At 42.4% G+C, this 24,345-nt stretch carries 18 protein-coding genes and 1 tRNA gene; 9 read left to right on the forward strand and 10 right to left on the reverse strand.

Features of this window, described 5'->3' with window-relative positions:
* Window positions 1-180 precede the first annotated feature (180 nt).
* The 3 genes from QJS82_RS02190 to pyrC form a co-directional block, all read right to left on the reverse strand.
* Window positions 181-256 (reverse strand) — tRNA-Glu (locus tag QJS82_RS02190).
* Window positions 257-604: 348 nt separating this feature from the next.
* Window positions 605-1,417: a ribonuclease T gene (gene rnt / locus QJS82_RS02195; RefSeq protein ID WP_201620145.1), complete on the reverse strand. Its 813-nt coding sequence runs from the start codon at window positions 1,415-1,417 to the stop codon at window positions 605-607.
* A gap of 511 nt (window positions 1,418-1,928) precedes the next feature.
* Window positions 1,929-2,999 carry a dihydroorotase gene (pyrC, locus tag QJS82_RS02200; RefSeq protein WP_201620144.1) on the reverse strand — a complete coding sequence of 357 codons (1,071 nt, stop codon included), beginning with the start codon at window positions 2,997-2,999 and terminating at the stop codon, window positions 1,929-1,931.
* Between the two features lie 412 nt (window positions 3,000-3,411).
* Between pyrC and QJS82_RS02205 the strand changes: the two genes are divergently transcribed.
* Complete coding sequence (locus QJS82_RS02205) at window positions 3,412-4,650, forward strand: argininosuccinate synthase (protein ID WP_201620143.1); 1,239 nt, start codon at window positions 3,412-3,414, stop codon at window positions 4,648-4,650.
* A gap of 258 nt (window positions 4,651-4,908) precedes the next feature.
* Here QJS82_RS02205 and QJS82_RS02210 read toward each other — a convergent pair whose 3' ends face one another.
* A complete protein-coding gene (locus QJS82_RS02210; RefSeq protein ID WP_201620142.1) occupies window positions 4,909-6,201 on the reverse strand; it encodes a hypothetical protein in 1,293 nt (430 codons plus the stop codon).
* Between the two features lie 146 nt (window positions 6,202-6,347).
* On the opposite strand from QJS82_RS02210, the gene QJS82_RS02215 reads away from it, so the two are divergent.
* Both QJS82_RS02215 and QJS82_RS02220 read left to right on the forward strand, forming a co-directional pair.
* Entirely contained in the window at window positions 6,348-6,875 is a 528-nt protein-coding gene (locus tag QJS82_RS02215; protein WP_201620141.1) for a L,D-transpeptidase, read from the forward strand.
* 190 nt (window positions 6,876-7,065) lie between these two features.
* Window positions 7,066-7,680 carry a nitroreductase family protein gene (locus QJS82_RS02220; protein WP_406947538.1) on the forward strand — a complete coding sequence of 205 codons (615 nt, stop codon included), beginning with the start codon at window positions 7,066-7,068 and terminating at the stop codon, window positions 7,678-7,680.
* 117 nt (window positions 7,681-7,797) lie between these two features.
* On the opposite strand, the gene QJS82_RS02225 is transcribed toward QJS82_RS02220, so the two are convergent.
* Both QJS82_RS02225 and QJS82_RS02230 read right to left on the reverse strand, forming a co-directional pair.
* Window positions 7,798-9,492, reverse strand: coding sequence for a CYTH and CHAD domain-containing protein (locus QJS82_RS02225; RefSeq protein WP_201620140.1), 1,695 nt, complete (start codon window positions 9,490-9,492; stop codon window positions 7,798-7,800).
* Between the two features lie 278 nt (window positions 9,493-9,770).
* On the reverse strand, window positions 9,771-11,357 hold the full coding sequence (locus QJS82_RS02230) for an isocitrate lyase (RefSeq protein WP_201620139.1): 1,587 nt from the start codon (window positions 11,355-11,357) through the stop codon (window positions 9,771-9,773).
* Window positions 11,358-12,292: 935 nt separating this feature from the next.
* On the opposite strand from QJS82_RS02230, the gene QJS82_RS02235 reads away from it, so the two are divergent.
* Together QJS82_RS02235 and QJS82_RS02240 are read left to right on the forward strand one after the other, a co-directional pair.
* Entirely contained in the window at window positions 12,293-13,282 is a 990-nt protein-coding gene (locus QJS82_RS02235) for a LysR family transcriptional regulator (protein WP_201563060.1), read from the forward strand.
* A 643-nt stretch (window positions 13,283-13,925) separates the two neighbouring features.
* Window positions 13,926-15,314 (forward strand): NAD-dependent succinate-semialdehyde dehydrogenase, encoded by a 1,389-nt coding sequence (locus QJS82_RS02240; protein WP_281491095.1) that lies wholly within the window; start codon window positions 13,926-13,928, stop codon window positions 15,312-15,314.
* 198 nt (window positions 15,315-15,512) lie between these two features.
* Here QJS82_RS02240 and purN read toward each other — a convergent pair whose 3' ends face one another.
* Window positions 15,513-16,214 carry a phosphoribosylglycinamide formyltransferase gene (gene purN / locus QJS82_RS02245; protein WP_281491096.1) on the reverse strand — a complete coding sequence of 234 codons (702 nt, stop codon included), beginning with the start codon at window positions 16,212-16,214 and terminating at the stop codon, window positions 15,513-15,515.
* On the reverse strand, window positions 16,214-17,263 hold the full coding sequence (gene purM, locus QJS82_RS02250; RefSeq protein WP_281491097.1) for a phosphoribosylformylglycinamidine cyclo-ligase: 1,050 nt from the start codon (window positions 17,261-17,263) through the stop codon (window positions 16,214-16,216). The genes purN and purM overlap by 1 nt, the downstream gene beginning before the upstream one ends.
* 375 nt (window positions 17,264-17,638) lie before the next feature.
* Here purM and QJS82_RS02255 point away from each other — a divergent pair, with 375 nt between their 5' ends.
* The 3 genes from QJS82_RS02255 (at window position 17,639) to QJS82_RS02265 (ending at window position 20,631) form a co-directional block, all read left to right on the forward strand.
* A complete protein-coding gene (locus QJS82_RS02255; protein ID WP_201625463.1) occupies window positions 17,639-18,745 on the forward strand; it encodes an AI-2E family transporter in 1,107 nt (368 codons plus the stop codon).
* A gap of 322 nt (window positions 18,746-19,067) precedes the next feature.
* Window positions 19,068-19,871 (forward strand): DnaA regulatory inactivator Hda, encoded by an 804-nt coding sequence (gene hda / locus QJS82_RS02260; protein WP_201625464.1) that lies wholly within the window; start codon window positions 19,068-19,070, stop codon window positions 19,869-19,871.
* A gap of 52 nt (window positions 19,872-19,923) precedes the next feature.
* On the forward strand, window positions 19,924-20,631 hold the full coding sequence (locus QJS82_RS02265) for a DUF2057 family protein (RefSeq protein WP_281491098.1): 708 nt from the start codon (window positions 19,924-19,926) through the stop codon (window positions 20,629-20,631).
* Window positions 20,632-20,776: 145 nt separating this feature from the next.
* Here the strand turns inward: QJS82_RS02265 and QJS82_RS02270 are convergent, their stop codons facing one another.
* Together QJS82_RS02270 and QJS82_RS02275 are read right to left on the reverse strand one after the other, a co-directional pair.
* On the reverse strand, window positions 20,777-21,262 hold the full coding sequence (locus tag QJS82_RS02270) for a Dps family protein (RefSeq protein WP_201625465.1): 486 nt from the start codon (window positions 21,260-21,262) through the stop codon (window positions 20,777-20,779).
* Between the two features lie 371 nt (window positions 21,263-21,633).
* Window positions 21,634-22,299: a YcxB family protein gene (locus QJS82_RS02275; RefSeq protein ID WP_201565228.1), complete on the reverse strand. Its 666-nt coding sequence runs from the start codon at window positions 22,297-22,299 to the stop codon at window positions 21,634-21,636.
* 547 nt (window positions 22,300-22,846) lie between these two features.
* Between QJS82_RS02275 and serS the strand changes: the two genes are divergently transcribed.
* Window positions 22,847-24,133, forward strand: a complete 1,287-nt coding sequence (serS, locus tag QJS82_RS02280) for a serine--tRNA ligase (RefSeq protein ID WP_201565227.1) — start codon at window positions 22,847-22,849, stop codon at window positions 24,131-24,133.
* Window positions 24,134-24,345: the final 212 nt, after the last annotated feature.

Here is a 24,345-nt window from a genome sequence, read left to right on the forward strand (position 1 = left end):
CATCATAAACCGCTGCATTGTCACTGATACGAAATTATAACAACGCATGAGAAATGAGCAGCTATAGAAACGGGCATAAAAAAGCCCACTCACAAAAAATGTGAATGGGCTTTTTGATGGTACGCTTATTAGTCTTATCAATGCTTTACAGCAAACTTGCTAACAAGTGACGCCAAATAGTGGCGTCCCCAGGGGGATTCGAACCCCCGTTACCGCCGTGAAAGGGCGGTGTCCTAGGCCTCTAGACGATGGGGACTAGTACAACGCTTCAGCTGCTTTCACCTTTATGCTGAAGTGGTGCGTATTCTAATGGCGTCTGCGTTTTCTGTCAAGCCTTTTTCTTCGTCTTTTTAAAATTAAATATCTTTTTTTGAGCGCGCGGCGTGGATGTAGGTCATTACGCTTTAAATGATGCCGAATCCATAACGACGTACAAGTGCTAATGGTTAAAGCGAGCAGCATATAACCGATGATGGTTGCCCATAACTTAAACTGTGGCTCCATAGCAAAGTCCCTTTTGTTAAGCTCAAATAATCCATAGCAGGTTATTAACTATAGATAGCACTATTATTTGCGTTTAACAATGGAGGGCGTGTGCTTTATGTTATTTGGTGTCGCTATCGGTTGCTTGTACGGTAGTGTCTGCGGCGCTATCTTCTGTCACCTCCGAGTTGCTCTGCTCAAGATGCATCGCATTCGATAGCATAGGGTAGCTGTTTAGGATATGACAAAACAGCTCAGCGGTCTTTTGGGTATCATAGAGCGCTGAATGAGCGTCTTTACCGTCAAAATCAATACCAGCCGCCTTACAGGCCCGTGCTAATACTGTCTGTCCAAATGCTAAGGCAGACAGGGTCACGGTATCAAAGACTGAAAAATTGTGAAATGGGTTATGGTTCTTGCTATTGGTACGCAGTACCGCCGCATTTAAAAAACCCAAGTCAAAATGCGCATTGTGGCCGATTAGGACGCATTGGCGGCAGTCTTCAGTACGGCGCACTTCCTTTAAACCTTTAAAAATACGGCGTAGCGCTGTTTTTTCATCTTCGGCAATGGCTTTACGTAGTGGGTTTTTAGGGTCAATACCGGTAAAGGCGAGGGCGCTTGGCTCAAGGTTTGCCCCTTCAAAGGGTTCGATATGAGCATTTAAAGCTTCGCCCGGGTAAAACACACCTTGCTCATTTAGCAGCACAGGAATACAGGCAATCTCTAATAAGGCGTCGGTTTGCGCATTAAAGCCGGCCGTTTCAACATCGACGACGACAGGCAAGAACTTACGAAAACGCTCTTTTAAGGTCATGGGCGCTTGTTCGTCTGTGTTGCCATCGGTCGTGTTGGTTACATTGCTAGTATTAGTGACATTGCTAGGATTGTTTACGTCGGTTTCAGGTAGGGCGGCATCGTTTTGAATGGTCATATCAAGTTAAATCGCTTTTATCAGTCGTGCTGTGGCATTGAAGTAAAAAATTAAGTTAAAGAATTAAAGTAAAAATCGCTAAAAAATAAACATCTTATGATACGAGTATTGCTTTTGTTAATGAAGTTACCTTTTAGCAGAAGCGTATTGTCTATTTAGCAGAAGCACATTGTCTATCATAGGAGATAGCCCTAAATAAAATAAGTACAAATATTACCCCACTCTCAACTTATTTTTCTAAGGTATTGGTTTACTTAGTTTTTAAAACTTCAGTTAAAACAATTAAAATTTTAAATTCTATAAAAATCAAAAGCCTACGATAAGTTGAGATTGGCGTAAATATTATAATGTGCTATTGGTATAAATTTTCTTTGCTTGCTGTGCGCTTCGCACTCCAGAGGCTGCGCAAAATTTATATCAGTAGCACGATGTTTATTTTATAGGGTATCGAATAGATAATAGAGACGCAGGCAGTTTTATATCGTCGCTATTAGGCTTTAATAGACCAAGGCTAGTCTTTAATAGACCAAGGTAATATCTCGCCCGCCATTAACGGCGTTAACGACGAGCCATCAAAGTAAGGGTAGTCGGTTGGTACTTGCATCGGCGTATTGATCAAAGTAATGGTGCTTTCGTGGACTGGTAAGCCATAGAATTGAGCGCCAAAGCGACTCGCAAACCCTTCAAGCTTATCAATTTTACCGACACTATCAAAAGCGGTGGCATATAGCGGTAGCGCATTAGCGGCGCTATAACAGCCGGCACAGCCGCAAGCAGATTCTTTTGCGTTCGTTGCATGAGGCGCAGAATCTGTGCCTAAAAAGAATTTCGGATTGCCACTGGTGGCCACATCTAACAATACTTTTTGATGGCTTTCGCGCTTCAAAATAGGCAAGCAATAAAAATGCGGTTTAATACCACCGACCAGTAAATGATTGCGGTTAAACATCAGATGTTGCGGCGTAATGGTGGCAGCAACTTGGTTACCTTGGGCTAAGACAAAATCAGCGGCATCACTGGTGGTGATATGTTCCATTACAATTTTCATGGTTGGAAATTTGACAATGATTTGTGCCAATACTTCGTCTAAAAAGCGTTTTTCGCGGTCGAAAATATCGACATGGTCGTGAGTCACTTCACCATGTAGCAGTAATGGCAGATTGTATTTTTCTAACGCTTCAAAGATATCGACGCGGGCATTGATATCAGTAACGCCATCAGCAGAGTTGGTGGTTGCGCCAGCAGGGTAGAGCTTGACCGCTTGGACGATACCTGATTTTGCCGCCATTTCGATATCATGGGCGCTGGTGTTATCCGTAAGATACAAGGTCATCCGTGGGTCAAAAGCTGCTTTGCGCTCAGTACTCAAATTACTTGCTTCTAACTGCTGCATGATGCGCGCACGATAAGCGTGGGCATCATCAACATTTTTAACAGGTGGCACAAGGTTTGGCATGCAGATGACGCGGTTAAAGCTTTGGGCGGCATGCGGAACGGTGGTTGCTAACGCTTTATCATCGCGCAAATGAATATGCCAATCATCTGGCTGCAGGATGGTTAATTCTCTAATCGAATCAGTCATGGTGTCATCGCGCTCTATATCGTCATATACGGGTGTGAAGGGGGGAGTCTTGCTGTGCTGCTATCATAACAGATTTGCCTACCTGACTAAATATGCGGAAAAATATCTGTACATAAATGATAAGCGATTTTTACCGGCTTAACTTTTGCCAGAGTTTTAAGAACGTTGTTAAAAACGAGGGTTGTTTAATGAGGGTTGTTTACAGCTACTGTTATTTGAAATAACCGGATTTATAGAATTAACCTCAAATATAAGGGAAAACCCAGTGCCTGATGGCAGTGCTACTTTTGCCGCTAGTAAATATGATGTACACTGAGCAGGCAATCTATCTTTTATTGATTTCATCCCATCATTCGCATTTTACGTCCCATTAAATGTATTCGACAATAAATTCTTATATTAGGAGTTCTTCATGGCTCAGCTTGATCCAAAAACTATTAATAAAATCGTCTTGGCATATTCAGGTGGTCTTGACACCTCAATTATCGCCAGATGGCTACAAGAAACCTATGATGCAGAAGTGATTACTTTCACCGCTGACATTGGTCAAGGTGAAGAAGTTGAGCCTGCGCGTGCTAAAGCTGAAGCAATGGGTATCAAGCATATCCATATCGAAGACTTACGTGAAGAATTTGCCCGTGATTACGTATTCCCGATGTTCCGCGCCAATGCCATCTATGAAGGCGAGTATCTGCTAGGGACTTCTATCGCGCGTCCATTAATTGCCAAGCGTTTGGTTGAAATTGCTAAAGAACATAACGCCGATGCTATCAGTCATGGTGCGACCGGTAAAGGTAACGACCAAGTACGTTTTGAGCTTGGCGCGGTTGCTTTGTCTCCTGATGTGGTCACCATTGCGCCATGGCGTGAGTGGGATTTATCGAGCCGTGAAAGCTTGATGAAATATGCTGAAGAACATAATATTTCTATCGATTATGCCGGCAATAAGAAAAAATCTCCGTATTCAATGGATGCCAACTTACTGCATATCTCATATGAAGGTGGTATTTTAGAAGACCCATACGCCGAAGCAGAAGACGATATGTGGCGCTGGTCAGTTAGCCCAGAAGAAGCACCTGACGAAGCACAATATCTAGAATTAGAATACAAACAAGGCGACATCGTTGCTATCGATGGTGAAGCGCTTAAGCCTTATGAAGTGATGATTAAGCTTAATGAGATTGGCGGTAAGCATGGTATCGGACGTTTAGATATCGTCGAAAACCGTTATGTCGGTATGAAGTCACGCGGCTGCTATGAAACCCCAGCGGGTACTATTATGCTAAAAGCGCACCGCGGTATCGAATCATTGACGCTTGACCGTGAAGCGGCGCATCTAAAAGATGAGCTGATGCCACGTTACGCTAAAATTATCTATAACGGTTATTGGTTCAGCCCTGAGCGCATGATGCTACAAGCTCTGATTGACAAATCACAAGAATATGTCAACGGTACCGTACGCGTTAAATTATACAAAGGTGCGGTAAGCGTCGTTGGTCGTAAGTCAGATGATTCATTATTTGATGAAAAAATCGCCACTTTTGAAGACGATGCGGGCGCTTATGATCAAAAAGACGCCGAAGGTTTCATCCGTCTAAATGGTCTGCGTTTGGCGATTGAAGCCAGCCGTGGTCGTGATTTATCGAAGTAAGCCAGATTTGCGGTAGTCAATTCGAGACATAGACGATACGTTAATAGTCACGTGCGACTGTTATAAATTTTCCTTGCTTGCTGTTATCACAGAGGCTACGAAAAATTCATTCCAGTCGCACTATATCGATTTTAAAGTCAGTCTACTAGCGACACAACATAAGCAAGAAGAAATAAAAACGGCGCTATTAAGTTAGCGCCTTTTTTTATGGGTTTTTGCAGGTTTTTTTCTACTTTAAAGGTTATATATGAATTCTGTTCATTGAGCCGTTTTTGCTTCTTCAGCACCATCTTCATCATCGTCTACCATGACGATAGCCACATCTTGCTGTTGACGCTCCTTAATAAGGTCTTGCTCTACGACCTCTTCTGTCGCCAGTAACACGCCATCAGATTTTTGGCTTTGATATTTAAGAGCGGCAAGCCCGCCAAGCACCCCGATAACAGCTATAATAATCAAGATAACGGGATTTTTCCACAGGGGTATAGGTGCGTCGTATTCAATGGACTTTTCACTGGTGGTGGTCGGCGTATTGTCGTTATTGCTACCGATTAGACCCAAACTGACCAAAGGTGGTTTCGGTGCGCTTGCAGGCTCGGAGGTAATACGTAGGCGATTACGCTGCAAGTATATTTCTGAAATTTTAGCCAATTGCAGCAACCAGCGTTGGTGCGGTAAGCTGATAGCGGTCATTTCCGCAAACATGAGCAAGTCATTATGTTTGCCTTGCTGAGCATTTGCAGATGAGCGCCCGATGACTTTTAAATAATTACCCGTCGCCAGCTGCATGTCTTGCACCGGCTCATGACGTTCAGGTTTAAATGTCGTCAATTCATGCCAGTAAGGATTAAAAACTGGCGGGGTATCAGCGAGCTGCTCTATACTTAATAAGGTACGTTCTGTATTAAGGCTATTCTCGACTTCTGCTTTTATTTCTGCTGCCGAGTCTAAAACGCCTTCTATCGGCGCAGTTAAATTTTTATCTTCATTAGCTTCATTCGATTCGATAGAGATTAACGGTTGCTGATTGGCGGCAAAACGAGCAGCTGATAAAAACTGCGGTTGTAAGGCAAACCATTTATCCATCTCGTCGTTATCAAGTTGGCTATATTCGGCTAAAATAGCCAGCTCGCGTAAGACAATCACGCATAGAGAAGTGAGCAATATCTGCACTTGCGATGTCGTCGCGTCAATCTGTTTGGCAATGGCTTCACTGGCTTTAATCACGCGAGCATTATCATAAAATATCGCATCCGCCGCTTCATGGCGATGATATAACGTCGCATTAATGGTGGAAAAATTCATCGAGTTATATTGGCGCAGCTCTTTAACCGCGCCGCGCCCAAACAGCTTTTTGCTCACCGCTTGCCCATCATTATGCTGCTGATAAGCAAGCAAGGCACTGACAATGGCTTGCAAGCTGGCATCCATTGCCAAGCGTGCTTGCGGTAATGAAAGCTTGGCCGCATCTGCCAATAAGGACACCATCGGCTTGGTATCTTGATAGAGAAAATCATACATCGACACACGTGTCGGTGAAATAGTCGTCATAATCTGCTAGCATCAAAAAGTGTGCCCCTATATTACGGTGCCAAAAGCCTTGATACAATCCCTTAATAATAGAAAAATTCAATCAACTTACTCATCACGCGGTCAATAATGACATCCATTAGATGAATGACCGCTGGAATCCCTTTATGACAAATAATAAAAACTTTAACAAAAAATCTAATGTGCATTTAGTGATTAATATTGCTCAGCAAAATTTAACTCTTTACCAAGACGATAAAGAATTGACTCAATATACGGTATCTACTGCTAAAAATGGCATTGGCAGTCAGCAAGATAGCGGCTGTACGCCCCTTGGTAAACATTTTATCGCCAAGAAAATCGGCGCAAATGAACCTATGAATGCGGTATTTATTGGCCGTATTCCTACGGGCGAGATATATAGTGCAGAGCTTGGCAAGCGCCATCCTGAGCGCGATTGGATATTAAGCCGTATTCTCTGGTTAAGTGGACTGGAAGAGGGGCTTAATAAAGGCAGCAATAGCCAAGGTGGCTGTGATACCTATCAGCGCTATATTTATATTCATGGTACACCAGACAGCGAGCCGATGGGCGCGCCACTCTCACATGGCTGCATACGTATGCGTAATGAGGATATTATGGAATTATTCGAGCAGGTTAAAGAGGGCACAGCAGTGACGATTATCGCTAATTAACTGCTATTTATTACTCATTCAAGCTTAAGTAAAACAGAATAACTTTATAGAGTGATTGATAAAATAAACTTTATAGAGTCTAGACGTTATTTAGTATATTGATATAATAGCCTCCTTGTTAATATCAACGTGTCATGCCAAATACGGCACGTTTAATCTACATTCTATTATAATTATCAGGATAATGATGATGTCTAAAGAAAGTCTAGTCACTTTACAACAAGCCTTTGATGAACGCCGTTCGGTATATGCTTTGGGCAATGAGCTACCAGTAGAGCCCCAAGCGATTGTCAATATGGCCGAGCGTGTTTTATTGCATACGCCTTCTGCTTTTAATTCACAATCTTCGCGCTTGGTGGTATTGTTTGGTGCCGAGCATCAGCGGCTGTGGGATATCGCCGAAGAGAAACTGCGTGCAGCCGTTGGTGATGGCGACTTTTCTGGCAGTAAGCAAAAGCTAGACGGCTTCCGTGCTGCCGCGGGTACTGTGCTGTTTTATGAAGATAAAAACGTGACTCAATCGCTGCAAGAGCAATTTGCGTTATATGCAGACAGATTCCCCGTTTGGGCTCAGCAAACCTCGGCCATGCATCAATATGCCATGTGGACAGAGCTACGTACCTTGAACGTTGGTGCCAACCTACAGCACTACAATCCGCTTGTTGATGAAGATGCCGCTAAAGCTTTTGCTATCCCAGATAGTTGGGAATTGGTTGCGCAAATGCCGTTCGGTAACATTGTTGAGCCTGCTGGCGAGAAAACCTATCAGCCAGTCAATGAGCGTATGAAAGTGCTAGGTTTATAAAAGCGCTAAGTTTATAAAAAAGACAGCCCATATATAATGAGCTGTCTTTTTTATGCTAAATTTTTCTGTTTGGAGCTTTGTTTATTCTAAGCTTGATTCATAATGTTATGAGTGTTTTTACCAAAATATTGAGCTGTCTATCACTTTAGCCAAGCGTTTTTCGCTGCGCTTATGGTCTCTTGTTAGCATGGCTGCAAACCAACCAGCGCCATATAGCGCATTGCTATCTGTCTCTGATTTCAACTGATAGCGCTGTTGATACATTATATGATTGCGATAGTGATTCAAAGCTGTTTGCGCTTTAACCAAACGTTTTAGCCAGCGCTTGGTTTTCTTTTTTGACTTTTTCTTCTCTAATAATGGCGCAGCAAATTCACTGATATAAAGTAAGGTCGTTAACTGCTGATGCAGCTTATGCATTGCTTGCTCTGCATCATTATTATCTATATCACTATTTTCTATATCGTCACTTTCTGAATTGACGTTTTCTAAGTCAGTAATTTCTAAGTCAGTAATTTCTGAATCAACACTTTGTGACTCATCATTTTTTAAATCATTATTTTCTATAGTGATGCTATCTGAGTCCGTAGCCTTTTTACTCTGTAGTATTTGCGCCACTTTGCCAAGCTTTGCATACTGTTTAGATAGCGTTTTTGCCAGCTTATCGATGACGGGTTTATCCGCTTGCGGTTCAAGGCGTGGGTCGCTCATGGTAAAGGCAATCAGCTCAAGTAAGGTCAGCTGAAAACCATTGGCACCGACCGCATCTTTTGGGGTCATCTTGAGCGTATCAATGTCAGCTGTCCAATCGACGATAGGTGCGCCGTGCTGTTGTAAATCAGGCTCTATATCGGAGGCGAGATAGGCAAGCTTTTGGTAGTCATTAATTAAAGCCGCTGTTTGTTTTATTATTGGTAGCCAGTCTGGATTGATTTCGTCAGAATAGCTGGCGAATGCTTGTAGGGCAGCTTGCAAGCGGGCAATGCCAATGTACAGTTGCAGGATATGGTCATCGTCTTCGCTGCCCGCGACGATAGCACTGCTGTTTGGCAGTATTTGCAACAAACAGTTATGCACTACTGCCCGTATAAATGCAGGCATGCTGCTGTCTCTGTTGATAGTCAGCTGGTCAAGGTCAGCACTGACGGCTGGGCTATGATGTTGCCCTGTAATCAGCAAACCACCGCGCTCAGCCTTGGTCACAGTAGACAGGCAAAGCTTATAACGCTTACACCAAGTTTTAGCGGTGGTAAATAAAAAGTCTATATCGCCTGATACCAGCTCAAACTCAATTTCTTGAATAACGTCGCGCTGGCTATCATCATTACCGTGGATAATCTCTCCACAATCATATGCCATCTCGACATGGTTATTTGCTTCATCGTCACTCTCATCTACCAGCAATCGTGTGGTGCGCTCGACATCGGTCACGTATAACCGAGTAAGATTTTTGGCCAGTTTTTTTAGTTTAAATTCAGCCAAAGCAGGGGCAACAGAGGTGTTTTTATAAATGCTTAAATCGGGCATAAGCGTATTACTATCGAGCATTGCCTGTACCTGCTCATTATCCAGTGGCGCATTGTGCTCTAAACGTGCCGCAATACCGTCGCCACCCGCTTTGATGGTCTGTACCCATGCATCGCCTTCTTTACGAATACGTAAGCCAATACCCGCCTGTGCAAGCTGTTGGTCAGGGGTATCATAATAATGAGCCGCCAGTTGCGTTACTTCAGATGATTTGACTTGTGCTTGACGCAGCAAGCCTTTTAGTCGTGATTCTGGTAACAAAAATTTTAGCTCTATCTCTTGCATGATGGCTCCCGATTATTTTAATACTATGTAAATTATTATCTAAGTGATTACCATCGTATGAAAGCTATCGGTGAATAACAAGTAAAACTTTTGTTTTGGTTGACTCAAATTATAGGAGTATTGATTAAATGAACGGCAGTTAATGAAACGATTGCTTAAGTAGCACTGTTATTGCAGGAGATGGGGTTATGTATAGCGCATAAAAAAGCCGCCCTACAAGGTAGGACGGCTTTTCTTAAAACTTTTACTTATAAAGTGTACTTATAAGTGGTCGGACATTAGAACTGGTTCATCGTGTTCTTGCCGCCGCCAGCTTTAAGGGCGTTTTCACCAGAGAAGATTTCTTTGTGATCATCGCCAAGGTCAGAACCGGCCATTGCTTGGTGCTTAACACAAGCGATGCCTTCACGGATTTCTTTACGTTGTACACCAGCTGCATAAGCAAGCATACCGTCATCACCGAAATAGCCTTTAGCAAGTTCATGAACGCTAAGAGCAGTAGTGTGATAAGTAGGTAGCGTGATTAAGTGATGGAATACACCCGCTTCACGTGATGCATCACGTTGGAAGTTTCTAGCCGCTTCGTCAGCTGCGGTATCAAGTTCAGTACCATCGTAATCAGCACTCATCAAGTCATCTTTATTGTATGCAGAGATGTCTTTGCCTTCTTCTTCCCACTGAGCGATGATTTGCTTACGGAAGTTAAGCGTCCAGTTGAATGATGGGCTGTTGTTGTATACAAGCTTGGCTTTAGGCTGTTGCTCTTTAATACGGTCAACCATCATTTTGATGTGTTCTACGTCTGGCGTTGGTGTTTCGATCCATAGTAGATCAGCACCGTTTTCTAGAGCAGTGACACAGTCAAGGACAACGCGGTCGATGTTCGTTTCTTCACGGAACTGATATAGACCGTTTGGCAAGCGAACTGGACGTACTAGTTTGCCGTTGTGCTTAAGTAAGCTGTCGTTTTCTTTCGCATTTTCTAAAGTCACTTCTTCCATTTCGATGAAGTCGATGTATTTAGAAGCAAGGTCGCCTGGCTCATTTGATACTGGGATTTTTTGCGTTAGTGATGCGCCTTCAGAGTCAGTACGAGCAACGATAATGCCGTCTTCAACACCTAGCTCTAGGAATGCATAACGAATAGCATTTAGTTTAGAGATGAAGTCTTCATGCGGTACCGTTACTTTACCAGCTTGGTGACCACATTGCTTAGCGTCAGATACTTGGTTTTCAACCTGAATAGCACAAGCACCAGCTTCGATCATTTGCTTAGTTAGCAAGTAAGTCGCTTCTTCGTTACCGAAACCTGCATCGATGTCAGCAATGATTGGCACAACGTGTGAATCAAAGTTTTCGATTTTTTCTAGGATAGCTGAAGTGTCTTGACCGGCTTCTTCTGCAGCGTTTAGCTCACGGAAGTAGTCGTTTAGTACTTTAGCATCAGCTTGACGTAAGAAGGTATAGATTTCTTCGATTAGCTTAGGTACAGAGGTTTTTTCGTGCATAGATTGGTCAGGAAGAGGACCAAACTCAGAACGAAGGGCTGCAACCATCCAACCTGATAGGTAGATATAAGTTTTTGACGTCGTACCAAAGTATTTTTTCTTAGCGTACATAGTTTGCTGGGCAACAAAACCATGCCATGCACCTAAAGACTGCGTGTACTGAGACGTATCATTGTCATAGTCTTCCATATCTTGACGCATGATTTTTGCAGTATATTTTGCGATATCTAAACCGGTTTTAAAACGGTTTTGTGACATCATACGTGCCGCATCAGTCTCGCTAATGTTCTGCCAGTTACCGTGCTTTTGCTTTAATTCACGTACTAAATCGATCGCTGATTTATATGCAGTTGACATCTATAGTCTCCTTGGTGGGGTGTAAAAAACGAAAATTTAATTGTCAAAACAATTAAAGATGGGGCAACTAACTTTTTATCTTAATAAATAAGTATCTTACTAACTTTGTATTTTACTAAAACTTAAACCTAATCCTTATCGTCACTATATCAAGCTTGTACGACCTCAAATATGACAGTTTGCGTGATATAGCCAATTTAATATCGTTAAAACTGGGTTGCCGCTTAATCATCCAGACTTACTTACCCTAAACAAACCTGCCTATTAATACAAGGCGATTGCTGAACTTGTCAGTTAAAAATTATTCAGTTAAAAGCTAGTGGATAAAAATATGTGCTGACTATCAAATGATTATAGTTAAGTGACCGTAGCTAGCTGATAGCGGTAATAATTGAAAATCTTCTATGCTTAAAAAGCTTCTATATAATGTTTAAGCAATATAATGTTTGAGCAATTATGGGTTAGCAGTGTCATATTTGGTGATAAGAGATGTTACAATAATCGATGCTGTCTCTAAGACAGGCGATGACACGATAATTTATGAGGGCTCATTGCCCATTTAATCGTATTCTGCTATCACGACTCATATTCAAAATACTTTTATTATTAAGCGGTTAGACTCACTACATTAAACGCTCAGAGCGGATTTTTGTGGTCTTCACTGTATTTGGTCTACGGCAATCACTATAACTGCCTTACCAAGATTTATCTAATTTATGATTGTTATCTTGGGTATTTTATGTGCTTATAGTATATATAAAACAATGGCTTATGCTGGTTAAATTGAGTTATAATAAGCATATTCTAGAAAAGTTTAATAAAAAATATAGTTATATTATGCTGTTATGGCAGCTTTAGTTAAAATAACAGCGCGAAAAATGCCAAGCTTGCTCAAGCTTATTGTGGTATTTATTCTAAGGCAAAGAGAAAAATATATGAATTTGCAGCGGGTTGATTTGAATTTATTGGTGCATTTAGATGTGCTGCTTCGTGAAAAAAACGTCACACGTGCTGCTGAGCAGCTTGGCATTACCCAGCCTGCGATGAGCAATATTCTAAGGCGCTTACGCAAATTGTTTAATGATCCGTTACTGGTGCGTTCATCAGAGGGCATGACCCCAACTGAGCGCGCACTTGAGCTACAGCCGCGTATTCGTGAAATACTTGCGGATTTGACCCAAGTGTTAGAGCCACGTACTGAATTCCGTCCTTATAGTACCTCTCGCGTCTTCCGTATTATGACCTCAGACTATGCTGAGGCGACTTTGGTGCCAAAGCTTGTCAAAGCGCTGCGTTCTGAAGCGCCCAATGTCATTTTGGATTTCTTGACGCCATCTGACGTCTCCTATCGTGATATGGAGCAGGGTCGGGTGGATTTGGCGATTAACCGTTTTAACGAGATTCCACAAAGTTTCCATCAAGTTTTGGTTTGGCGCGATACCTTTAGCTGTTTATTGTCGTCAGAAAGTCCGTATGCCAACCGCTTTAACCTAAAAAATTATCTAAAAGCGCAGCACGTTTGGGTCTCCAAAACAGGTATGGGTGTGGGCTTTGGCGTCAATCCAGAAAAATCTGGCGGACTTGGTTCTATCGATCAGGCGCTACAACGCTTAGGTCAAAAGCGCCAAATCAGTGTTTTTACCCGTCATTACCAAATGCCCGCCATGCTTGCAGCCAATAAAGATTTGATTGCGACTTTGCCGACGCGGGTGGCAAAAATGCAGGCCAATAATGACAGCATTAAAATGGAAGAGCCGCCATTCTTTATCCCTGAGTTTGAGCTGACCATGGCGTGGTCGCCCTTATTGCAACATCATCCAGCCCATCGCTGGTTACGCCAACTTATCATGCATGTGGCCCGTCAAATCGTTGATGAAGAAGACAATCCACCGCAAGAAATACCGATTATTAATCATTTATTCTAATACGCTAACAGTGAAATCAGCATTTAATAAACGAATAAAACCAGCCCATCTCTTATGTGCTGGTTTTTTTATGCCCATTAGACACTCAGGCTTTATTGATTTGATTCAAGCTATTTATTTACAGCAAAGTTTGCATGATATTTATCAATGACACACTGTTAACATCTCATCCACACTTCTTTATAACTTGTAAAACTATGGTCAAATCCTTTTGTTATGATAAATGGACATTAAGTAAAAAGACAATTGCCACAAGCATTGTTAAGGAATAGTAGCTAATCGTTAGCGCCTTTAACTATAAATCTCTTAATACAGCTATCTCAACCAATACAGCTATCTCAATGTGAAGTGGCTTGTTCATCCCTCAATATTGTTATTTATCTAGCATAAAGACTTAGATAGTAGTTATATACAGTAATCATATTGAGGCATTTATTGATAAAAGCTTCTTAAAAAGAATCTTTATTAATCAATCATTTATTACACCCCACTCTCAACTTATTTTTCTAAGGTATTGGTTTACTTAGTTTTTAAAATTTCAGTTAAAACAATTAAAATTTTAAATTCTATAAAAATCAAAAGCCTACGATAAGTTGAGATTGGCGTTTATTACATAATAATCAAATAAATAAGGATAATTATCATGGCAGATATTACCACTGTGAACCCAGCGACGGGTAAAGACATTAAAAACTATACTTATATGAGCAGCGATGAAGTCAATAAAATTATCGATGCTTCGCATAAAGCCTTTTCAGAATGGCGTTTGGTCAGTGCCGATGAGCGCGCCAAAGTGATTAATTCCATTGGCGAGACGCTGATGAAATATAAAGGAGAGCTAGCGAAGTTGATGACCGAGGAGCGCGGTAAGACGTTAGAGGCGAGCTTAGGCGAAGTAGATCTATGTAAAGCAATTTGTGATTTCACCGCTGGTGAAGGAATTGCCGCTCTAGCGGATGATGAGCGCGATATCGAAGGTATCAAAAAAGGTTTAATCAGCTACAATCCTATCGGTATTATCTATGGTATCCAGCCATGGAACTTTCCCGCGTATCAAGTATTCCGCTATACCATTGCCAACTTAATGGCCGGTAATAGCATCTTGCTTAAGCACGCCTCAAACGTGACGGGCTCAGGTTTGTTGATTGAAAAAATCATGCATGAGTCTGATTTGCCAAATGATTTATTCCGTACCCTCATCATTAACCATGATCAGTCCGAAAAAGTCATTGAGCACGAAAAAGTACGCGGTGTCACCTTAACGGGTAGTGATGTCGCTGGTCGAGTGGTGGCGCAGCAAGCGGCAAAAGTGCTGAAAAAGACCGTTATGGAACTTGGTTCAAACGATGCCTTTATCGTATTAGAAGACGCCGACTTAGACTTAGCAGCTACTACTTGTGCCCATGCACGTTTATATAACAATGGTGAGACTTGCATCGCGGCTAAGCGTTTTGTGGTCGTCGATAGTGTTTATGACAAATTCCGTGATTTGGTTATTGAGAAGTTTAAAGGCTATAAAATCGGCGATCCAATGGACGAATCGACTGACGTAGGTCCGATGTCAAGCAGCAAGCAGCGTGATGAGTTGCATAAACAAGTGCAAGAAAGTGTCAGCAAAGGCGCAACCATTACCTTGGGTGGTGAAGTACCTGATAAGCCGGGTTCTTTTTATCCACCAACAATTCTGGAAAATGTCAAACCAGACCAGCCTGCTTATAAAGATGAGCTATTTGGTCCTGTGGCAGCGCTTATTCGTGCCAAAGACCAAGATGATGCATTCCGAATTGCCAATGACAGTCGTTATGGACTGGGCGGTGCTATCTTCTCAAAAGATGAAGAGAAGGCGATTAATTTAGCCCAGCAGCATTTTGACACGGGTATGGTTTATATCAATGGTTATAACTTAGTCAATCCAGGCTTGCCATTTGGTGGTGTTAAGGATTCAGGTTATGGTCGTGAACATGGTGGCTTTGGTATCAAAGAGTTTGTGAATATCAAAGCAGTTCATGTGGTTGGTAAAAAACCTGTTTAATTATTAGAATGTTTTAGGCTTCTAATTTTAAATGCTTAGTTTTTTAAAAGCCTAGTTTTCTAAATACCTCGTTATTCCGTAACGGGGTATTTTTTTTGCTAGCAATTTGCTATAAGTACCTCGTTATTTAAGCGCATAAAAAAAGCAGAACCAATTACGGATTCTGCTTTTTTAAAATATATAAATAAACTTCAAGCCTTAGTCATTTAACCATAGCTTTAAAGGTAAAGCAGGTAAATAAGATAATTCAGCATCATCATACGGATTATTTAAGTCAATAATACCCTTAGCAATTAATAATATCGTCCACGGTAGCAGTTGATGTTCACCTTTTTGTACGCGTGCTTGCAAACTATCAGCAGTGTCTTTTTGATTGACTTCAAGCAGCGCTTGGGTCAAAACAGCGCCGGCATCAAGCTCAGCGGTGACCACATGGATGCTACAGCCATGATGGCGTTCACCCGCTTGTATGGCACGCTGATGGGTATCTAGACCTTTATAAGCGGGCAGTAGAGCAGGGTGCAGGTTAATCATTGGCGCAGGCGCATTATCGATAAATGCGCTACTTAAAACTCGCATAAATCCTGCTAAGACAATCAAATCAGGCTGCCAAGCGCTCAGCTGCGCGCTGGCATGAGTTTCAAAGGTTTTGATACCCATGCGTTTGCCGCTAGCAACGTGAGATAAGACAGCAACGGGAATAGCGGCGTCATTGGCACGTGTGATGGCATAAGCATCTTCACGGTTACTGATGACGCCAACAATCTCAATCGGTAGCGCGCCAGCTTGCATGGCATTAATCAATACTTGCAGGTTGCTACCACTACCAGATACCAAAACAGCGACGCGTAAAGGCTTAGCTGATTTTTTTGCAAAACTTTTTAGATTGTCATCTGGCATTAACGGTACACCACGGCGTCCGCTTCACGGCTAACCATTTCACCCAATTTCCAAGCGTTTTCGCCCGCATCATTTAACGTTTTGATAGCAGTTTCTGCTTTATCTTTAGGCACCACGATGACAAAACCAACGCCGCAGTTAAAGGTGCGGTACATCTCATTTTGCTCGATATTACCTTGGGTTTGTAACCAAGTGAATAGCTCTGAGAACTGCCAGCTGCTGGTATCGATGCTAGCAGCCAGATGGTCAGGTAATACACGCGGTAGGTTGTCGGTTAAGCCGCCACCAGTGATATGTGACATCGCATGTAAGGCTGAGCTACCAAGGGTATCTTGCAACGCTTTAATGGCTTTAACATAAATGCGGGTAGGAGCCATCAGCGCATCTTGGATAGGCTGACCGTCTAATTGCTCATCACTAGTAATCACATCAATACCGCTGACTTCGATGACTTTACGCACCAATGAGTAGCCATTCGAGTGCGCGCCACTTGAAGCAAGCGCGATTAATACATCGCCTTCTGCGACGTTTTCGCCAGTGATGACTTCCGCTTCTTCAACCACACCGACGCAGAATCCCGCTAGGTCATAATCGTCGTCTTGATACATGCCTGGCATCTCAGCCGTTTCGCCGCCGATAAGTGCACAGTTTGACAGTTTACAGCCTTCGCCAATACCAGTAACAACAGTCGCTGCTACGTCTACATCAAGCTTTCCAGTTGCATAGTAATCTAAGAAGAATAATGGCTCAGCACCGCAAACCAATAAATCATTGACGCACATGGCGACCAAGTCGATACCGATGGTGTCATGGCGGTTTAGTTGTAATGCCAGTTTAAGCTTGGTGCCGACACCGTCAGTGCCCGAAACCAATAACGGTGAGGTGTAACCAGTCGGAATACGACAAAGCGCCCCAAAACCGCCAAGTCCGCCCACAACCTCAGGACGAGAGGTGGCTTTTGCCACTGATTTAATACGTTGTACCAACGCATCGCCAGCATCAATATCAACGCCAGCATCTTTGTAGCTTAAAGAAGGCTTGTTACTCATGGTCATCTCACAAATTTTATAGGGAATGAAGGTCTGTCAGTAGAAAAGCGGATCGGTCGTGTTAATTTTGCAGATAGTGCGCGCATTATACCCAAAAACGACCCCCTCTCGCAAAGCAACTTACCAATATTTGGCCGATATTTAACGAAGAGTGGTAATAAAGGCTAAATAGAGCGCAATAAAAATTTAAGAAACAAAAAATGACTGATTTTTTGTTGTACTCTGCGATAATAGAACGCCAAAGTTGTCGGCAAAACTTACTGCCATGACAATGATAAATACCATTATAAATATAAAGCTATCGGCTACCTAATTCAGCAAAAAAACCATTATAAGCCAGCATTTTACATTGACTTAATCGTAGGGTTACCCTTCATGATAAACCAACCAATAGACCCTTTTTTTCGACGCCTATTCATCGTCGTTGCTATTGTTGTGGCGGTATTTTTATTATATTTGATGACGCCGGTCATCGTGCCATTTGTCGTGGCTTTTGTATTGGCTTATCTATTCAATCCGCTGGTTAAGCGCTTATCAAAATATATCAAGCGTTGGATAGCCATTATCATCGTTTATTCGACGATTACGCTTGGTATGGTGCTGCTGCTTTGGTGGTTGATACCGACCTTATGGCATCAGCTGCAAGCAGCGTGGGAGTATTTGCCCAAGGTGCTAAACTGGTATAACCAAGTGGTGCGTGAATGGTTTATTAATAACAGCCGTATTCGTCTGCCAGAACTAGAAGCCAAAGGTTTTTCTGATACCTTGGTCGATTATATGCAGACCAATTATAAGTTCGCTGATGCCAGCAGCATGATGAGCCAAATATTGACGTCTAGTATGAATTTTATCAATAACGCTGGGCTGATTGTATTGGTACCGATTTTGACCTTTTATTTCTTGTTTAATTGGGATCAGCGCCTGCAAACTTGGAAGATGGCGATTCCAGCCCCTTATTGCAAAAAAGTAATCGGCATTGCTCAAGAGTGTGATCGGGCGCTGATGGCCTTTATCAAAGGTCAGCTGTTGGTGATGGTGCTGCTAGGCGCTATTTATGCAGTACAGTTGCAGCTTATCGGGCTTGAGCTTGGCTTGATTATCGGTATGGTTGCCGGTGTTGCCAGCTTTGTGCCGTATTTGGGCTTTGGTATTGGCTTTATTGCGGCGATTATCGCTTGCCTATTCCAGTTTGGCTTAAACTGGACGTATTTGTCTTTAATCGTTGGCGCGTTTTTAGTCGGGCAGGCCGCTGAAGGCTATATCTTGCAGCCATTATTGCTAGGCGATAAAATTGGTCTGTCACCGTTATGGGTTATCTTTGCGGTATTGGCAGGGGCAAGCTTATTGGGCTTCGTTGGTATGCTTATTGCGCTGCCTGTATCCGCTGTCCTTAACGTTTTATTCCGCCACTTATATGCTTATTATCAATCGACTGACTTTTATAAAGGTCGTAAACAATTGGCCTTATTTGATAAAAAGTAAAATGATAAAGAATAGGTTAAAAAATAACTTCGCGAGAAATAAGCATTTTATGGCTATTATCACATCAATTGCCTAATAATTTTATAGCGCGATTAGGAGTCGGTATTCACTTATAAAGTGGATAAAGGCGGATTGATTGAGCTTAATGGGTAAAAGACTTGTCAGTCATTTTGCAAATATGTTATATATAGGCGCAGTATTAACGGTATTGACCGTTACTAGGTTGGCTTTGATAAATGTAAAAGTTAGCAAAGCCAGTTTAAAGAATATTAGTCGTTTAGCCTTTTTAGTGATTGCGCTACGCAAACCGAGTTGATGATTCATGGCAGAAGCACAGCTAAGTCTCAATCTGGACATTAAGCATGATGCGAGTCTCAGCGACTTTGCCGGTCCGGGTTGGATGTCTATTATCGATGCAGTGCGGCAGCTACATGTCGGCCTGATTGGCCAGCTGTACCTATTTGGCAGCCCAGAGACGGGCAAGTCGCACTTATTATCCGCCGTTTGTGAGTCGTTTATTGAGATGGATAAATCAGCGATTTGTCTGTCATTGAATGAACTGATTCATACCGATGTCAATGTCCTATCCTCTTTAGAGAATTTTTCCCTGATTGCGATTGATGATTTAGAGGTGCTTGAACAAAGCAGCCAATGGCAAGAGGCTCTATTTCATCTGATTAATCGTAGCCGCGAAGGGCAGCGTCAGCTGTTGTTTGCCTCCAATAAACCGGCGACCGAATTACCCTTCCAGCTAACAGACTTGCTTACCCGTTTGGCACAATCGCCAAGCTTTAAAGTGCCAAATGGTCATGATTTGGCTGACCGTCAAGCGCTATTGCAGTCTATTCTGCGTCGGCGTGGTTGGCAGTTTGATGAGCGTATTATTAATCATCTACTGACCGAAGGGCCGCATCGTATCGGCTCTATGATGGAGGTGCTGAACTACATTCAGCCGATGTTCTCAAATCTTGGCCGCAGTAATATATCCAAGGCGGTCATCAGCGATGCGCTGCGCACGATTGATGAGCAGACGCTTGCTGCAGAGCTTGCTGATATCGCGCAGGAGACGCAAGTAGATAATGAGGTCGCCAACCAAGACCAACATACCATGCCGCTTGATTTTTAATATAAAACGCTACCTTTTTTAGAAATTACCTTTACTATTCATGGAATAACTTATGAAAACAAACGCTTCTTTGCTAAAAAAACTGACGATGGGCACATTACTAATCACTGTCGGCTCAGTCTCTATGCTATCGCATGCGGCAGTGACCTTGCTGGTTGATGACCATATCAAAGTAACGGCTATTAACGGGCAGGAAATCCAGCAAAGTGCGTTTCAGCCATTAAAGAAATCTTTTACTTTAGAGCCAGGTCAGCATGCGATTACCGCTAAATATGACCGCTTATACAATTTGCCGCGTGATGAGCACGATTATTTGCGCTCGGGCAACGTGAGTGTGACGGCAGAATTGGTGGACAATCAAACCTATCGTCTAACTATGCCAAATCAGCCAGAAAAATATGCAGCGGCGAAAGAGTATGCTAAGCGTCCAACACTGGCAGTGCAGCAGAACAACACGGTAGTAGCTAGCCAGCAGAGTCTGGGCGGCAATCAAGGTGGTTTACTATCAGGTTTGGGCAAAGCCTTAGGCGGCGTGTTTGGTGGTGCTGATGATGCCGAACTACAAAACCAACGTGCGATTGCGGCTTTAGATAAGCCTGCTATCAGCACTCAAAGCAATGTCAGCACAGGTGCAGTTACTACCGTTAAGCAAACGACAAGTGCTGCTTCATCTACCAGTACTTTAGATCAGTTTATGCAAATTTGGCTACAAGCGACTCCAGCTGAGCGTGAAAAAATGCGTCAGTGGATTCAGAAGTAAAGTGATTGAGCAGTAAGTAGCGATTGGTAAAACAAGCATAAAAAAAGCACCTAATCTAATTAGGTGCTTTTTTCTTACTTACTATTTTAATAATAAACTGTTTTACGAATAGCTAGTTTAGTGATGAACTATTCTTCAATAGTTATTAGCCTAAAAAAGCGTTGTACATCCAAATAAGCTTTTCTTGCTGCTGTACATAATCATCTACTAAGTCTGCTGTACCTTGGTCTTCGCTTTCTACTGCCAGTGCTGAAACCTCACGCTGCTCAGCAATAAGCGATTGTAGACCAGTCACCACACCTTTCACGCAAGCATTACCATCTTTCACATTTTTATCTTCTTGAATGCTGGTATGTTGGCTAAAGTCGCTATATGCATGTAGCGGCGTGCCACCTAAGGTTAAAATACGCTCAGCAATTTCATCAATTTCTACTTGTAAGCTGGTATATAACTCTTCAAATTTTGGATGCAATGTGAAGAAGTGCTCACCTTTTACGTTCCAATGATAACCACGCACGTTAATATAAAACATATGGTAGCTTGATAGTAGGCTGTTTAGCTTAGCAATCACTTCGCTCATATCTGATTTTTCTAGACCGATTTGGTTGGTCGCATTATTAGTATTACTCATAATATTATCCTTATAGTTTGAGTGTTGATTTAATAGATTGGTTATTGTTATAGACTTAGTATTCGACATACTCATCTGAGTATAGGAGCACTAAGTTAAATATAGAAGCCTAAGAGTGTAGCAAGTCATCTCCTGCATTGCTATGCTCGTTATATGTCTGCTATATTTTTATCTCTTCTACACCTTGTCTGTTGATGCTTATTATAATAGCAAAGAAACCATGACAAGTTAAATTCAATTAATCGAATTCTGTGATTGGTTTACCTAAACCACGGCGTCTTTGCTATTCAGTCAATATTATACAATTTAAGCTATTCAATCTATTCTATTCTATAAGGCTAATACTTCATGCCAACCACCTAGCAGCTGATTTATACTTTTGCAGGTGGTTGCAAGTTTTCAGGATTTAAGCCCTTAGCAGGAATGACTTCTAGTAAATGCTGACGTACCGTATCGATTGGAAACTTCTGTGCTTGTAAGCGCTTCGGAACGATTTGGCTGCCTTGCTGACCTTTCATCTCAAACATCATAAAGATGTAGTCATCGGTCTCATCCCAACTTTTAATCGACGTCCAAGGGATAACTGCTTGCTGAGTGCTACCGGGACGCATTTGCATGCCGCGCATCTGATTGCTATTAAACATATCAGGCTGATTGACTGGCATTGCCATCACAAGACCATGCTTTTGTACGCCCAATTTCATCTGACGCATCTCATCGGGCATCTCTTGGTCAGCGACTTGTTTTTCAAACTCTCTTTTGACATACCATTTAAAGCCAAGGGTACGCACCAATAGATAAATCACCACAGACGCTAGCATGAGCCAAAAAATGATGGTCGAGTAACCGGTCAAAAAAACCAAACCAGCAAGGGCTAAAATGACAACCACTGCCATAATAATCCACTCTTTCATCTTAATGCTCGACAGACCAAAAGATGGGCTGGCACTGGCAAATAGCTCATACTGTGCTTGGTGAAATTCAGCCTCGGTTAAGTTTAAGGCGACAGGTTGTAGCGTGTAGGGGTACAGGGCCATAAAGGTTTCTCAGATACGTATGTTAAAAGCATGGGATGAAAAGCGCCAAAGCGAAGCTGTAATACTATGCTTGGCTGGGCTTGGCTGGAAGTAGAATAAAGATATGCGCTTATCTTACCGAAAACTGCTCTTAAATGAAACATATAAGCGGCTATGTTCATGGATAGCCCGGTTATTTCTCAGATAGCATCGTTATTTATAATAGCGTCAATGATAGAACTTGATTCATAAGAGAATTATGTGGCTCATATTATTGCTTATTTACTCCGTAAAGCTAGCGCAAAAAACAGGCTAGATTGTGGCAAAATATAGCCAAAACATGGTCAAATCTGCTGGGTCTTGGTATGATAGTGGCTATCATTTATTCTTATGATTGACATGGCGTCATTGCGAAGCTTTATAACGATATTATAAGGCTTTGCACGCCATTTTTTGTTTTACCTCATTACTTGGCTACTTAACATAGCTACTTATACTCAGCTATTATACTTGGCTACTATTTTCTCTTTTAATTTCATACTCACTTTTAGCGCTACAGGCAACTATTATGATCGACCCAAAACTCTTACGCGGTGATTTAACGGATTTACAACAGCAGCTGGCCACTCGTGGTTATACGCTTGATATGGCGTTTTGGCAAAATATTGAAAACGAACGTAAGTCTTTACAAGTCAAAACGGAAGAGCTGCAATCGCGCCGTAATGCGGGTGCTAAACAAGTGGGTGCGCTAAAAAAATCGGGCGAAGATGCCAGCGAGTTATTGGCTGAGATGCAAAGTGTCAGCGGTGAGATTAAGACCGCTGAAGACGAGCTGCGTACCTTGCAAGAGCGCATTAGCCAAGCAGCCATGCAAATCCCAAATATCCCAGCAGCCGATGTGCCAGTCGGGACGTCAGAAGACGATAACGTCGAAGTGCGCAAATGGGGTACGCCGCGCGCGTTTGATTTTGAAATTCAAGACCATACTTATATTGGCGAAACGCTGGGTATGCTCGACTTTGAAGCCGCTGCAAAATTAACAGGTAGCCGTTTTAATGTGTTAAAAGGTCAGCTTGCCCAAATGCATCGTGCTTTGATTCAGTTTATGCTCAATACCCATACCATCAAGTACGGCTATACTGAAACCTATGTGCCTTATATTGTGAACTCTGAAAGTCTAAAAGGTACGGGTCAATTGCCGAAGTTTGAAGATGATTTGTTTAAATTGACCAATCATACCAATAACGAAGGTACAGATTTTTATCTGATTCCAACGGCTGAAGTACCCATGACCAACTTGGTACGCGGTGAGCGTTTGGATATCAAAGAGTTGCCATTAAAATTCACTGCGCATACACCCTGTTTCCGTAGTGAAGCCGGCTCGCATGGCCGTGATACCCGTGGTCTGATTCGTCAGCATCAGTTTGAGAAAGTTGAGATGGTTAATATCGCCACTAGCGAGCAATCAGATGACTTACTTGAGGCAATGACGGGACAAGCTGAGTATATCTTACAGCAGCTTAATCTGCCGTACCGCGTGGTCAAATTATGTACCGGTGATATGGGCTTTGCCGCACAAAAAACTTATGATATCGAAGTCTGGTTACCGAGCCAAGATACCTATCGTGAAATCTCAAGCTGCTCAAACTGCGGTGATTTCCAAGCACGCCGTATGGGCACGCGCGTTAAAGACGGCAAGCAGACGAGCCTAGCGCATACGCTAAATGGTTCAGGTTTGGCCGTTGGTCGTACCTTATTGGCAGTGATGGAAAATCACCAAAACGCCGATGGTAGCATCACCATTCCAGAAGTGTTGCGTCCGTTTATGGGCGGTGTTGAAACCATTTCAGCCTAAGCAATTCAATGCTATCATAAATGGTTATGAGCTGCGAGCGGCTATCGAGTGGCTATATTGGCCGCAGTTTGTGGTTAGGAATCTAACATTGTTTATCGTTTAACAAAACTGATAGGAGTGATTGCTAAATGCAAACGCTTCTGTCAGCGCATTTTTAGTTTGGCTTATGGCAAATATGTTAAAATTGTCGTTTAATTAAACACCTAATTCTT

Source organism: Psychrobacter maritimus, from assembly GCF_029953575.1.
Classification (GTDB): Bacteria; Pseudomonadota; Gammaproteobacteria; order Pseudomonadales; family Moraxellaceae; genus Psychrobacter; species Psychrobacter maritimus.